General features: G+C 63.6%; 11 protein-coding genes. 4 read left to right on the top strand and 7 right to left on the bottom strand.

All coding sequences use genetic code 11. The features are described 5' to 3' along the window. Nucleotides 1-7 precede the first annotated feature (7 nt). From CK228_RS07660 to CK228_RS07630, 7 genes are all read right to left on the bottom strand, one after another. Nucleotides 8-1,438 carry an aspartate aminotransferase family protein gene (locus tag CK228_RS07660; RefSeq protein WP_179295852.1) on the bottom strand — a complete coding sequence of 477 codons (1,431 nt, stop codon included), beginning with the start codon at nt 1,436-1,438 and terminating at the stop codon, nt 8-10. Between the two features lie 102 nt (nt 1,439-1,540). After that, the gene (locus CK228_RS07655) at nt 1,541-2,548 is read right to left on the bottom strand and encodes an NAD(P)-dependent oxidoreductase (RefSeq protein ID WP_095787421.1); all 1,008 of its coding nucleotides are present in this window, start codon (nt 2,546-2,548) and stop codon (nt 1,541-1,543) included. Next, entirely contained in the window at nt 2,545-2,979 is a 435-nt protein-coding gene (locus CK228_RS07650; RefSeq protein ID WP_095772965.1) for an EamA family transporter, read from the bottom strand. The genes CK228_RS07655 and CK228_RS07650 overlap by 4 nt, the downstream gene beginning before the upstream one ends. A gap of 124 nt (nt 2,980-3,103) precedes the next feature. Continuing rightward, complete coding sequence (locus CK228_RS07645) at nt 3,104-4,453, bottom strand: FAD-binding oxidoreductase (protein ID WP_095787420.1); 1,350 nt, start codon at nt 4,451-4,453, stop codon at nt 3,104-3,106. A 2-nt stretch (nt 4,454-4,455) separates the two neighbouring features. Then, entirely contained in the window at nt 4,456-5,889 is a 1,434-nt protein-coding gene (locus CK228_RS07640; protein WP_095787419.1) for a UbiA family prenyltransferase, read from the bottom strand. Between the two features lie 226 nt (nt 5,890-6,115). Further along, nucleotides 6,116-6,379, bottom strand: a complete 264-nt coding sequence (locus CK228_RS07635) for a hypothetical protein (RefSeq protein WP_027145877.1) — start codon at nt 6,377-6,379, stop codon at nt 6,116-6,118. 218 nt (nt 6,380-6,597) lie between these two features. After that, nucleotides 6,598-9,087, bottom strand: coding sequence for a mechanosensitive ion channel family protein (locus CK228_RS07630; RefSeq protein WP_095787418.1), 2,490 nt, complete (start codon nt 9,085-9,087; stop codon nt 6,598-6,600). Nucleotides 9,088-9,291: 204 nt separating this feature from the next. On the opposite strand from CK228_RS07630, the gene CK228_RS07625 reads away from it, so the two are divergent. Genes CK228_RS07625 through CK228_RS07610 form a run of 4 tightly spaced genes read left to right on the top strand, consistent with a single transcriptional unit; the run spans nt 9,292 to nt 14,442 of the window. Next, entirely contained in the window at nt 9,292-10,551 is a 1,260-nt protein-coding gene (locus tag CK228_RS07625; protein ID WP_095773115.1) for a sarcosine oxidase subunit beta, read from the top strand. Between the two features lie 24 nt (nt 10,552-10,575). Continuing rightward, nucleotides 10,576-10,872: a sarcosine oxidase subunit delta gene (locus CK228_RS07620; protein ID WP_095772970.1), complete on the top strand. Its 297-nt coding sequence runs from the start codon at nt 10,576-10,578 to the stop codon at nt 10,870-10,872. Beyond that, nucleotides 10,869-13,862: a sarcosine oxidase subunit alpha gene (locus CK228_RS07615; RefSeq protein WP_095787417.1), complete on the top strand. Its 2,994-nt coding sequence runs from the start codon at nt 10,869-10,871 to the stop codon at nt 13,860-13,862. The genes CK228_RS07620 and CK228_RS07615 overlap by 4 nt, the downstream gene beginning before the upstream one ends. After that, the gene (locus tag CK228_RS07610; protein ID WP_095787416.1) at nt 13,855-14,442 is read left to right on the top strand and encodes a sarcosine oxidase subunit gamma; all 588 of its coding nucleotides are present in this window, start codon (nt 13,855-13,857) and stop codon (nt 14,440-14,442) included. Before CK228_RS07615 ends, CK228_RS07610 begins: the two co-directional genes overlap by 8 nt. Nucleotides 14,443-14,460: the final 18 nt, after the last annotated feature.

The following is a 14,460-nucleotide window of genomic DNA, read 5'->3' as shown; positions in this document are numbered from 1 at the left end:
CTCTCTTCTAACGGACCTGGCTTTTGACGAAGTCCTTCACGATAGACACGATGCCGCGCGACAGCAGGCTGTCGAAGGCATCGGCGAAGTGGTCGACATGCTCGCGCTGGCAGATCAGCGGCGGCTCGAGCCGGATGACGTTGCGGTTGTATTCGGTAAAGGCGACGAGCACGTCGTAGTCGCGCAGCAGCAGCGCGCCGACAAAGCCTGACAGCGAGCCCTTCAGCTTGTCGTCGAGTATGCTGACCACCGGGCGCAGCACCATCGGCAAGGTCTGAGAGAAATCGTGGAACTCCAGGCCGACCATAAGGCCTTTGCCGCGCACGTCCTTGATGATCTTCGGGTACTTTTCCTTGAGCGCCTGCAGTCGCTGCAGCAGATAGTCGCCGGTGACCGCGGCGTTGTCGATCAGCCTCTCGTCATAAAGCACGTTGAGCGCCTCGATCGAGGTGACGCAGGCCTCGCCCATGCCGCCAAAGGTTGCCATGGCATGGATCATCGCCGTTTTCGGCGTGCCATAGGCCTTCATGTAAACGTCGCGCCTGGCGATCATCGCGCCGACAGCCGCCTTGCCGCCGCCGAGCGACTTGGCCAGCGCCGTCACGTCAGGCACGACGCCGTAATGTTCGAAGGCATAGAAGCGGCCCGAGCGGCCATAGCCGCACTGCACTTCGTCTGCGACCCACAGCACCCCATACTGATCGCAGAGCGCGCGCAGCTTCTGCCAGTATTGCGCCTCTGCCTGGATGATGCCGCCGCCGCCCTGGATGGTTTCGAGCACGATGACGCCAACCTCCGGATCCGAACGAAACAGGCTCTCGACCGCCTCGATGTCGCCGAAGGGAATGCGCACTGTATTGTCGGCCACCTTGAAATCGGCGCGGTAGAGCTGGCCGTCGGTGATGCCGAGCACGCCCTTGGTCTTGCCGTGGAAGGAATTCTCGGCATAGACGATTTTCGGCCGTTTCGGGCCGGCAGCGCGTTCGGCAAGCTTCACCGCCGCTTCCATCGCCTCCGAGCCGGACGAACCCAGGAACACCATGTCGAGATCGCCGGGCGAGCATTTGGCGAGGTTGTGCGCGAGCGCTGCCGCATATTGCGACATGAAGGCGATGGCGATTTCCTGGCGCTTCTCCTCCTGGAATTTTTTGCGTGCATCCAGGATACGCGGATGGTTGTGGCCGAAGGCCAGCGAACCGAAGCCGCCGAAGAAGTCGAGGATCTTGCGGCCGTTCTGATCGATGTAGAACATGCCTTCGGCACGCTCGATCTTGATCTTGTGGAAGCCGAGCAGCTTCATGAAGTGCAGCTGGCCGGGATTGAGATGCGCCTTGAACAGGTCGGTCATGCGGGCGACATCCATCGCCTTGGCCTGCTCGACACTGATCAGGTCGGGCTTGGCTATTGCTGCGGGCGACAGTGCCGGCGCGCTCACCATGGTGCCCGCATTCGTCTGTTCGGGCTTGGCCATGACGGTCATTTCAATCTCCTGTCCGCGCTACGACCAGCGTCGTGCGCCATGAATTGTTTGGCGGGGCTGCTATTCGGCGGGCACATGTTTGGTGGCGACAGCAGGCCCGCCCTTCTTGGCGCGGTATTCGCTGTAGGCGGCGATCAGCATGTCCTCGTCGCGATATTGCGGCACCCAGCCGAGCTGACGCTCGGCCTTGGACACGTCGAGCACGCATTCCTCGTCGGCGATCAGATATTGTTCCGGATCCATGATCGGCATGTTCACGAGATCGAGCAGGTCGAGCGTGCGCTTGACCGCCCAGGCGGGCGTCGGCAGCAGGATCGACTTCGAGCCGGCATGGCGGATGAGATCGCCGAGCAATTTCTTCACCGGCGGCGGGTTGAGCGAGCCGAGATTATAGGCCTCGTTGGGCACGCCAGCCTTCCAGGCCGCGCGGGCAGCTTCCGCGCAATCGAAAACAGAAATGAACTGATAGGGGTTCCTGCCCGAGCCGATCATTGGCACTGGAAGGTTCCAGTCGATCAGCTTGAACAGTTTTTCGAGGATGCCGAGCCGGCCTGGGCCGATGATCAGGCGCGGCCGGAACAGCGAGATCGACATGCCGCGACTGCGCCATTCGGCGGCGAGTTCCTCGGTCTTCTGCTTCGACCAGCCATATTCGCCGAGCGGCGCGACCGGGTGCTCCTCGGTCATCGGCTGGGTGACGGTGTGGCCGTAGATCATGTCCGTCGTGTAGTGGACGAGCCTGGACGCACCAGCCTTGTCCATGGCCTGTATGATGTGCTCGGTGCCGTGGAAATTCACCGGGAAGAAGAAGTCGTGCCGTTTGGCGCGCACCTGGATCGGCGACAGCATCTTGGCCGACAGATTGTAGACCATGTCGTCGGCCTTGAGCCCGACGGCGGCGACCGACGCCGGATCGGTGACGTCGCATTGGACGAACCGGACGTTGCGGTAGTGCGCAAGGTCGCTCCTGGCGATGTCGGCGACGATGACCTCTTCGCCATCCGCCACGAACTTGGGCGCAAGGTGGCGGCCGACAAAGCCGTCACCGCCGAAAATCACATGTCTCATCGAACGGTCTCGTTTGCAGGGATCTTGTCGGGCGTGATGGAAGCGGTCTGGTCCTCATGCCCTCGCCCGCTTTGCGCGATCAGCACCGTGCCGACGCAGATGAAGGCGATGCCGGCGATGCGCCAGCCATTGAGGTCCTCGCGAAAGACGAAATAGGCGAAGATGGCGACGGCGACATAGGCGAGGCTGAGGAAGGGATAGGCAAAGGAAAGCTCGACCTTGGACAGCACATAGAGGTGCGAAGCCATGGAAATCACGAAGGTGCAGAGCCCGAGGAACACCCAGGGGCTAAAGACGATCTGCAGCAGCTTGACGAGCGGATTGACGGCCTCGAACGAGATCGGCCCAAGCGACATCATGCCTTGCTTCAGCATAAGCTGCGCAGCGGCATTGGTCATGACCGTAAAGAGAATAAAGACGATATATTTCATGCTCGCGCGCCAACCCCGTGATTTCCACTAATACAAAGCCCAAAAGATTTCGTGAACTCACAAGATTGTTTTGAGTAAATCTTGAGATTAACCGTTCGCTAACCACGATTCATTCCATTTTTATCTATTCGGCGGCCTCCACGCCGCGCCGCCGCAGGTCGATGCTGCCAGACGTGCGCGCCCAGAAATCGGACATGAAGGCAGGATCGCGCAGCGCTTCCAGCCTCGGCCAGTCCGCAAAGGAAGCAGCAAAGATTGCCGCGCCCATGCGCGCATCCTTGTAGGGATTGACCGCCCCGCCGGCCGCGACCGTGATGCGGTCGAGGTCGCCAAGCAAAGCAAGCGTCGACGCTCCCTTGTTGGGGAAATCCAGCGTCAGCGTGTAGCCGGGGCGCGGGAACGACAGCAGCGCCGGCGAGCGGATCGAACCGAAGCGCTTCAGCACGGTGAGGAAAGATCCTTGGCCTGCTCGCCGGGCCGCCGCGAGCAATTCCGGCACGACGCTGCGCGCCGCCTCCTCCGGCACCACGCTCTGGTGCTGGAACAGCCCATTGGGACCATAGAGCCGGTTCCAGTCGCGCACACCGTCGAGCGGAAAGAAAAAACCGTGGTAGCCGGTCTGACGCGGCGCGGTCGCGCGACTTTTATTCCACCGGTAGGCGGCGTTGAAAGCAGTCAGGAACGGCCGGTTGAGCACATTGAAGGGCGGCTGGAACGGCACGGAAAGATTGCCGCCGGCGCGCGAGGCCGCATGCGGGCCGTGCTCGGCATGGTTGCCGGTGAACAGCAGCCCACGCCCGCTGTTGCGGCCGCCGGCGAGCTGGTCGATCCAGGCCACCGCATATTCATTGGCCTGGTCGGCCGCCTCGGCCAGATCGAAGAATTCGCCGAGATCACGAAACGGCGTCGTCTTCTCGACGATGTCGAGCGAAGGCACCCGCATCAGCCGGATCGAGGCCGAGAGCATCAGGCCGGTAAGACCCATGCCACCGATGGTGGCCCGGAACAGGCGCGGATTGTCGGTGGCCGAGCAGCGATAGGTCTTTCGATCGGACCGCAGCAGCGTGAAGCTTTCGACATGGCAGCCGAACGTGCCGCGCCGATGGTGGTTCTTGCCGTGCACGTCATTGGCAATGGCGCCGCCGAGCGTGACGAACTGCGTGCCCGGAACCACCGCCGGGAAGAAACCGTAAGGTGCGGCGTGCGCGATGATATCGGACAGCAGCACACCGGCATCCGCTTCGAGCAAGCCCGTCTCGGCGTTGAAGGCGCGGATGTGGTTCAGCGTCCGCATATCGACGACCGTGCCGGCCTGGTTCTGGCAGGAATCGCCGTAGGAACGCCCGTTGCCATAGGCAAGCAGCGAGGCTTCCTTCGCCTGGCCACCCTTCAGCAGCGCGATGGCATCGTCGGCGTGGATCGCACACGGCGCCGGCGGCGTGGCAAGGCCAAAGCTCCGAAAGCGTTCGGCCATGCCTACCAACCCCCGATGACCAGCAGCACAGCGCCGATCAGCACCACGATCTGGCTGCGCCAGTCACGGATGATGAAGACGACCGGGTCGTCATTCATCTCGTCGCGGCGCGCCAGGATCCAGACGCGCATGGTGAGGTAAAGCACGATGGGCGGCAGCGGCCAGATCAGCCACGGATGCGGGTAAAGCTCGCGCACCGCGACACTGTCCATGTAGAGCGCCAGAACCAGCGCCGAGGAGAAGGCGGAGGCCATGCCGGCCTGGGCGACGATCTCCTGGTCTTCCGTGCGATAACCGCGCCCGGCAATGCGTTCGCCGGGCGGAATGGCGGTTGTGCGCAGTTCGACGAAGCGTTTCACCAGCGCCAGCGACAGGAAGAAGAAGATCGAAAAGGCGAGCAGCCAGAACGAGACGGCGACGCCGGTCCCGGCCGCACCGGCGATCACTCGGATCGTGTAGAGGCCGGCAAGCGTCAGCACATCGACCAGCAGCATGCGCTTGAACGATAGCGAATAGGCCGTGGTGACGACCATGTAACCGCCAAGCACGGCCAGGAATTCAGGCGACAGGAACAGCCCGGTACCGACGCCGATCGTCAGCAGCACCGCGATGGCGCCCAGACCGAACGGGATCGACAGCGCACCGCTGGCGAACGGCCTGTTGCACTTGGTGACATGCTTGCGGTCGAGCGCCAGATCGAAGAAATCGTTGAGGATATAGATCGCCGACGCCACCGCGCTGAACGAGACGAACGCCAGCAGGCATTCCCAGATCATGTTGGTGTTGAAATATTCGTGCGACAGCACCATCGGCACGGCGATCAGCGAATTCTTCAGCCACTGATGCACGCGCAGCATCTTGATGATGGTCGGCAAGGTCGGCCTTGGCGCCGGCATGGTTTCGGCGCCATGCGCTGCCTGCCAGCGCGCCGCATGACGGTCGGGCGCGACGACGATTGCATTGCGCGCGGCGTCGAAGACCTGGAGATCATGGCGGCTGTTGCCTGCATAGTCGAAGCCGCCATCGCCATAGGCTGATATCAGCGAGGCGCGCTTCTTGCCGGAGGTGAGATTGTCGAGGCCGTCGGTCGCCAGCACACGGTCGAAAATGCCGAGATGGGCCGATATGGCGTCGGCGAATTTGCGCGGCGTACCGGTCGCCAGCACGATCTTGCGGCCTTCGCCGTGCTCGGCGCGCAGCCGGTCGAGCAGCGGCGCGCGATAGGGCAGCGTCGCGGGGTCGATATCGATGCGCTGTGCGATCGCCTGCTTCAGCCGCGCCGGCCCGGCGGCGGCCCAGAACGGCACCAGGAAGATATAGAGCGGGTTCTTCTTGAGGAGGAGGAACATGCCTTCCCACAACAGGTCGGTCGCGATCAGCGTGCCGTCGAGATCGACCGCAAGCGGTATTGCGTTCCTGTCCGACCGCGCATCCATGCCCGTCCTGCCCTGCCAGCCTATGATCCGGAACGCCGGAATCCCGTTGAGCGCCGCTTTTCGGCGTCTTGACGCTGGTATAGCGGGGTATGGCGCAGCGAACGTTAAAACGCCTGGTTGCAGGCGGCTGCCGCGGCGGTATTTCCGGCGTCATTGTTAAACAACAGCTACCGGAAACGATAAAAGGCCGAGCAAATGCCCGGCCTTTCCAATCATGGCGCCTGGTTTACTTGATGCGGGCGACGCCGCCCGAGATTTCGACGGTTTCCGAGCCGGTCAGGGCTTCAAGGTCACCGTTCGGCAAGGTGACGAAGCAGCCGTTCTGGCAGAATTCGACGGTTTCACCACCGGCCAGCGCAAGCTCGGTCTTGCTGCCGCCTTCCGTCACGACCAGCGTGCGGGTCTCGGCGTCCTTGTTGACCGCGCTGGCGGCATGGGCCGAGCCGCTCACGGCAAGCAAGGCCACGGCAGCGACGAGAGACTTCCACATGTTGCAATATCGGTGTTCCCACCGCCTCTGTTGCATTTCGCAAGGCATTTTCGCCCTTTGCATGGGAGCTTATATGAGATGGAAGCTGAACCGCAACTGAATGCCGCATTCATGCCGCAATTGGTTTTGGCCTGTTTGCAATCATACGCCCGACCCTGTCATTTTCGCTGGCCGGCACGATATGATGCGGGGCGGCAATGCGCTGACGGGAACCGACCCTAGCTGGGATCGGGCTTGCGCGCCTTGCGTCCGGATTTGGCGAGCCTTTTCGCTTCGGCCGCGGCTTCCACCTTCGCCTGTTCCTGTTCGGCGAAGTCGGCCTCGATCTTGTCGTCGTCGGTTGGCCAGGCCTTGGGCTTGTTCACCTCGACGACAGCGCGCGGCGTCGACGGGATCTCGATATGCTGGTCGTTGAATGTCTCCAGCACGGCAAAACGAATGTCGTTCTGCACGACGCTGCCGTTCATGATATCGGCCAGGAACACGCGGATTTCGAACTCCAGCGCGGCCGCGCCGAAATTGGAAAACAGCACGAAGGGCTCCGGGTTCTTAAGCACCATCGCATGGCTGCGCGCGATTTCCAGCAGCATGGCATGCACCTGCTTGACGTCGCTGCCATAGGCGACGCCGACCTTGATTTCGACACGGCCGAGCTTGTTGCGGTGCGTCCAGTTGCCGACGGCGTTGTTGATCAGGTTTGAATTGGGCAGAATCACCGACTGCCGTTGGAAAGTCTCGATCTCGGTGGCGCGCACGCTGATCTTCTTGACCGTGCCGCTGACGTCGCCGGCGACGATCCAGTCGCCGACCTTGAACGGCCGCTCGGCCAAAAGGATCAGGCCGGAGACGAAGTTGGAGACGACATTCTGCAGGCCGAAACCGATACCCAGGGAAAGGGCACCGGCGACCAGAGCGAGGCTGGAAAGATCAATGCCCGCCGCCGATATGCCGACCAGCCCCGCCAGCGCCACGCCGGCATAGCCGACGGCCAGCCGGATCGAGTTGCGCACGCCGGTATCGACCTTGCCGCGCGCCATCACCGAGCCGTCGAGCCAGCCCTGGAACCATCGCGTCAGGAAATAGCCGATGATGAAGACGACGATGCCCGAAAGGATGCCGGTGACCGAAATTGTCACGGAACCGATATTGATCCCGGTCGCCAGCTTGTAGGCCCAGGCCTGGATGTCGCCGGGCTGGAACCCCCACATCAGCAGGATAAGCGGCAGGAAAACCAGCACTATCAACAGGTTGATGGCAACACTGACGACGAGGCCGAGCTGATCGAGTGCCGTGTCCTCGTAGCTGGAATGGGTCGACAGCCAGCGCCCGACCGTGGTGTTGGCGAACGCCCCTTCCTCGCCGATCGCCCGCGCCGACAGGAAGCCGATATAGGCGGTGATCAGCGCCGTGCCGGTGACCACGACCTGCAGCGAGACGAACAGGGCAAGGCCGATATAGCCAAGCAGCGCGGCGATGATGGTGAACAGTCCAAGCGCCAGCGCCAGATAGCGCAGCCATGCCGGCCAGGGCCGCCAGCTTCCGTCGCGTGCCCTGAACGGCCGCAGCATGGCCATCAGGATCAGGATGATGCCGACGACGATGGTGGCGACGAAACTGCGCGCGATGGTCAGCGACAGCGGCGAGCCCATCTTGTCGTTGACGACAGACAGGAAGGTGTTGACGCTGATGACGACCGCCATGGCGGTCGACAGGCGCACCAGCCAGCGCGCCGCCCCGGTTTCGACCGGGATGAGGCGCCAGTTCGGCAGCTGCGGCTCAAGCGCGGCATTGGTCAGCCGGTTGACGCAGAAGATCACCCCGATAGCGGTTGCCAGTGCATTCAGAAAGACTCCGATGTCGCCGCGCAACACATTGTAATAATTGAAAAAGAACACCGTGGAGGCGAGGAATACGCCGACCGCCAGGGTCGGCAGCATGGTAGACCAGAAGGCCACCGACAGACGGCTGAGATAGGACGGGTCCTGGTTGGCGGGATCGGCCTCGAACACCCGCCCGAACAGCCGCCGGCCACCGACCAGCAGCACCAGCGCCAGGCCGAGCGCCACGAAGGTTGCCGCCAGGATGGCCTGGAACTTGAACTTGAACGCGAAGCTCAGCCAGGACGACACCGCCTTGTAAAAGTTGGCGTATTCCTCCTGGGCGTCGGAGAAGACCTGCGGGCTCAGCGCGTCCGACAGCACGTAGCGCTTGGTCAAAAGGTTGCGGAACAGCGCGCTGCGCATGTTGCCGATCTTGTCGACCAGCCCGCTGATGCGGATCGACAGGTTCTGCGCGCTGGCGACGACCGAGTTGATCTCGGCCTTTTCCGACGCCAGCGCCTGGCGCTCGCCGGTCACGATGTCGGGCTCCTGCGGCTGGCCCGCTGCCGGCGGCGGGCCGAGCACCTCGATGCGATTGTTGATGTCGGTGAGGCGCGAGCGAAACGCCAGCGCACTGGTCAGTGCCGCTCGCGACAGATCCTCAAGTTGCAGACGGATATCCACGAGCGAGGCATCGTCCTCAGCGTCCTGTTGGATTTTCTTCTCGAGATCGTCGGTCTTGGCCGTCAGGCCCTGGATGACTTTCTGCTGATCAGTGACCAGGCCGACGGAGCCCTGGCCAAGCGCCTGCGCCATCACCTCGAACGAAGGCGACGCCGAAATGACCAGCGTGAAAACCAAAATGAGGCGAAGCAATCTCAAAAGCATGACTATAGGCGACTCACGGCGGCAAAGGCATTTAAAAAGCCTGTCCTTGATAAAGACGGCCATATCGTGGGGCAAGCCGTCGCATCCGATGGCGATCCGATCGCGATCCGAGCGTCGGCCAGTCGAAAGGCCATGGCGCAATATTGGCTTTGCGGATGCAGCCTGCTCTATAGTCTGCCGCATCGCCCGAACCGGATGACAATGATGGCAGAGTACTCGGCCTTTTCGCTGCTCGCGAACGCGCTCAAGGGAAACAAGGACTGGAAGCCGGCCTGGCGCAAGCCGGACCCGAAGGCTTCCTATGACGTCATCATCATTGGTGGCGGCGGTCACGGGCTGGCGACCGCCTATTATCTGGCCAAGGAGCACGGAATCACCAACGTCGCCGTGCTGGAAAAGGGCTGGCTCGGCTCCGGCAATGTCGGCCGCAACACCACGGCGGTGCGCTCGAACTATCTGCTGCCCGCCAACACCCGCTTTTACGAACATTCGATGAAGCTGTGGGAAGGCCTGTCGCACGAACTCAATTACAACGTCATGTTCTCGCAGCGCGGCTGCCTGAACCTGGCGCACACGCCGGCGCAGTTCGACGACTATGCCAGGCGCGGCAATGCCATGCGCCATCTCGGCGTCGATGCCGAACTGATGACGCCGGCGCAGATCAAACGCCTGATCCCGGCGCTCGATATCTCCAGCGATGCACGTTTTCCGGTGGTCGGCGGCCTGATGCAGCGGCGCGCCGGCACCGCCCGTCACGATGCGGTGGCCTGGGGTTATGCGCGCGGCGCCGACCGGCGCGGCGTCGACATCATCGAGAATTGCGAGGTCACCGGCTTCCTGCGCGATGGCGATCGCGTCATCGGCGTCACCACGTCGCGCGGCGACATCAGGGCCAGGAAGGTGGCGGTCGCCGTGGCCGGCAGCACCGGACGCGTCATGCAGTTGGCCGGCGTCGAAACGATGCCGATCGAGAGCCATGTGCTGCAGGCTTTCGTGACGGAATCGCTAAAGCCCTTCATCGACACGGTCGTGACCTTCGGCATGGGCCATTTCTATATGTCGCAGTCCGACAAGGGCGGCCTTGTCTATGGCGGCGATATCGACGGCTACAACAGCTACGCGCAGCGCGGCAACTTGCCCATCGTCGACGAGGTGATGAGCGAGATGCTGGCACTGTTTCCGGGCCTTGCGCGTGTGCGCATGCTGCGTTCGTGGGGCGGTGTCTGCGACATGTCGATGGACGGTTCGCCGATCATCACAACCGGTCCCCTGCCCGGCATGTATCTCAACTGCGGCTGGTGCTATGGCGGCTTCAAGGCGACGCCGGCCTCCGGCTGGACCTTTGCCTGGACCATCGCCAAGGATGAGCCACACGATTTCAACGCGCCGTTCACCCTCGATCGCTTCCACCGCGGCCTCGTCATCGACGACAAGGGCCAGGGCGCGAACCCCAGACTTCACTAAGCAAGGCTGCATTAGGAAAATCCGATGTTGATCACCTGTCCCTATTGCGGCCCGCGCGACGTCATCGAATTCACCTATCAGGGTGACGGCAACCGTGAACGTCCCGACCCGGCCTCGCAGAATTTCGAGGCGTGGAACGCCTATGTCTACGACCGGCTGAATCCGGCCGGCGACCACAATGAGATCTGGCAGCATTCCGGCGGTTGCCGCGCGCATCTGCGCGTCGTGCGCAACACGCTGACGCATGAGATTTCGAGCGTCGCCTTCGTGCGCGGTGATCATGCCTCGGCCGCGCGCCGCAAGGCGGAGGACAAGGCATGAGCCCGCGCCGCACCGACACTGGCGGCCGCATCGACCGGCTGAAGACGATTCGCTTCAGCTTCGACGGCGTTGCCTATACCGGCCATGCCGGCGACACGCTGGCCTCCGCCCTCCTGGCCAAGGGCGTCACGCTTTTCGGCCGCTCGTTCAAATACCACCGTCCGCGCGGCCTGCTGACCGCGGGCGTGGAGGAGCCCAATGCGCTGGTGACGGTGCTGAAGGGCGAGGTGCGCGAGCCTAACATTCCAGCGACCATGGTCGAGATCCATGACGGGCTGGTGGCGATCAGCCAGAACCGCTTCCCTTCGCTGGCCTGGGACATCCATGCCGTCAACCAGCTCGGCGGCAAGATCCTGTCGGCCGGCTTCTACTACAAGACCTTCATGGGGCCGGTGATCGGTCCGCTGAAAGGCACGCGCTTCTGGATGTTCTGCGAGCACTTCATCCGCCGCGCCGCTGGTCTCGGCAGTGCCGGATCAGCGAAGGATCCCGCCCACTACGAACGCATGAACGCCTTTTGCGACGTGCTGGTGGTCGGCTCTGGGCCGGCCGGCCTGATGGCCGCCAAGGCGGCCGCCGATCAGGGCGCGCGCGTCATGCTGGCCGATCTCGAGCCGCGTTTTGGCGGCTCGACCAACTGGTCGAACGAAACCATCGATGGCGCGCCGGCCGCCGATTGGGCGCGGCGCACCGTCACCCAGCTCGAAGGCCGCGACAACGTCCGGCTTTTGCCGCGCACCACGGTATGGGGCTACTACGACAACAACACGCTTGCCGCGCTCGAACGCGTCAGCGACCACAAGGAACAACCCGCCAAGGGCGAACCGCGCCATCGCTATTGGGCGATCCGTGCCAGATCCGTGGTGCTGGCCACCGGCGCCTTCGAACGGCCACTGGTGTTCCCGGGCAATGACAGACCGGGCGTGATGCTGGCGCATGCGGCGGAGCGCTATGCCAACGAGTTCGGCGTGCTGCCGGGCGAGCGGATCGCGCTGTTCACCAACAATGACAGCGCCTATCGCGCGGCCATCGCCCTGAAGAAGGCCGGTGCGGCGATCGTCGCCATCGCCGACGTCAGGTCCGAGCTTTCGCCAGAGATGCGCAAGCTGGCCACGGAGGCCGAGGCCGAGATCTTTGCCGGCCACGCCGTCGTCGCCACCGAGGGCGGCAAGGCGCTCTCCGGCGTCAAGGTGCAGCGTTTCGACATGGTCACTGGCGCGCTCACCGGCGATGAGCGCAGCATCCATGCCGACTGCCTGCTGATGTCGGGCGGCTGGTCGCCGACCATCCATCTGGCCAGCCAGGCCGGCGCCAAAGCGGAATGGAATGCCGCACGCCAGGCCTTCCTGCCGCCGAAGCCGGCGCAGCAATGGATCGGGGCCGGCGCTTTTACCGGCAGTTTTTCCACGGCCGAGGCGATCGCCGAAGGCCGCGCCGCCGGCCTTGCGGCGGCCGGTGGAACGAGCACGCCGGCGGCATTGCCCACGGTCGAAGCCGTCCACGGAGATCCCGATCCGGCGCCTGTCTTCGAGATCAGGGCCAAGGGCAAGAGCTTTGTCGACTTCCAGCATGACGTGACGGCGGAGGATGTCCGGCTGGCGCACCGCGAAGGCTTCGTCTCGGTAGAGCATCTCAAGCGCTACACCACGCTCGGCATGGCCACCGACCAGGGCAAGAGCTCCAATGTTCCCGGCCTGGCCATCATGGCCGAGGCGCTGGGCAAGCCGATCCCGGAAGTCGGCACGACGCGTTTCCGTCCGCCCTTCGCGCCGGTGTCGATCGGCTCGCTGGCGGCGGAGCGCTTTGGCGACCTGAAGCCGGAACGGCTGACGCCGATGCATGACTGGCATGTCGCCAATGGCGCGACCATGTATTCCGCCGGCCTCTGGTACCGGCCGATGATCTACGGGCTTTCAGGCGAAACGATCGAGCAGGCCTATGTGCGCGAAGCCAAGGCGACGCGCGAAAGTGCCGGCATCGTCGATGTCTCGACACTGGGCAAGATCGCCGTGCAGGGCCCCGATGCCGCAGCGTTTCTCGACCGCGTCTATACCAACATGTTTTCGACGCTCGCCGTCGGCAAGGCGCGCTACGGGCTGATGCTGCGTGAGGACGGCTTCGCCTTCGACGACGGCACCACCTGGCGACTGGGCGAACAGGATTTTCTGATGACCACCACCACGGCCAATGCCGGCAAGGTGATGCAGCATCTTGAATACTTCCTCGACGTGATCTGGCCCGACCTCAAGGTCCACGTCACCTCGGTGACCGACGAATGGGCGGGTGCGGCGATCGGCGGCCCGAAAGCCAGGCAGATCCTCGCCGCCTGCGTCACCGGCACCGCGGTCGACAATGCGACACTGCCCTTCATGGGCATCGTCCATGGCCAGATAGCGGGCGTGCCGGTGATGATCTGCCGGCTTTCCTTCTCCGGCGAAATGGCCTTCGAGGTCTATTCCGGCGCCGGCCACGGCATCCATGTCTGGGAAGCGCTGATCGAAGCCGGCAAGCCGTTCGGGCTGGTCGCCTACGGGCTCGAGGCGCTGGGCACGATGCGCATCGAGAAGGGCCATGTCACCGGTGCCGAGATCGACGGCCGCACCACGGCGCGTGACCTGCATCTCGATTGGATGCTGTCGAAGAAGAAGCCGTTCATCGGCTCGGCGATGATGGACCGCGAAGGACTGATCGCGTCCGACCGGTTGGAACTGGTCGGCCTGATCGCGCTCGACAACCGGCCGCTAAATGGCGGCGCGCACATTGTCGAGGCGTTGGACGAGACCAATCCGCACGGCTCGATTGGTCACATCACCGCCTGCTGCTATTCGCCGGCACTCGGCAAGCACATCGCGTTGGCGCTGGTCCAGGCCGGCAAGGCCAGGCACGGCACGCGTGCCCATGTCTCCGATCCGTTGCGCAATAGGTACGGACCGGTCGAGATCGTCTCCAACCATTTCTACGATCCGGAAGGGACCCGCATGCATGGCTGAGCGCCAATCCCCCCTCGAGCCGGAGTTCCATGTCGGCTCGCATGGCAATTTCGAGCATGGCGTCGAGATCCTGCTGACCGAGACCAGGCCGGGCTCGATCGTGCAGCTCGCCGCCTGGCCGGGCGAGGAGAAGAAACTGATCGCTGCCATCCGCACTGTCACCGGGTTGGCGCTGCCCGACGGCGCCGGCGGCGGCTCGAGCGACGGCGTGAAATCGGTGTTCGGCTTCGCGCCGGGAAAATTCACCGTGGCCGACGAGGCCGAAGGGCTGGCCGCTGCCTTCGCCAAGGCGGTGACACCGGCCATCGGCACGGTGACTGATCTGTCGCATGGCCGCACCGCCATCCGCATCGCCGGGCCGAAGGCCGAATGGGTGCTGGCGAAATTCTTCGCCATCGACTTCGCGCTGCCGGCCTTCCCGGTCGGCGCCGGCCGCTCGACGGCTCACCACGACGTCTTCGCCCAGATCCAGCGCACCGGCGCCGACCAGTTCGACATCTACGTCTTCCGCTCCTTCGCGCGTTCGTTCTGGAAGGCGCTTTGCCATGCCAGCGAGGAAGTCGGCTACGAGGTGCAGTAGGGCCACCTCCTCCGGTGC

The sequence above is a fragment of the Mesorhizobium sp. WSM4312 genome, assembly GCF_002294875.1.
Taxonomy (GTDB): domain Bacteria; phylum Pseudomonadota; class Alphaproteobacteria; order Rhizobiales; family Rhizobiaceae; genus Mesorhizobium.
This window is presented reverse-complemented; position numbering and strand designations above follow the sequence as displayed.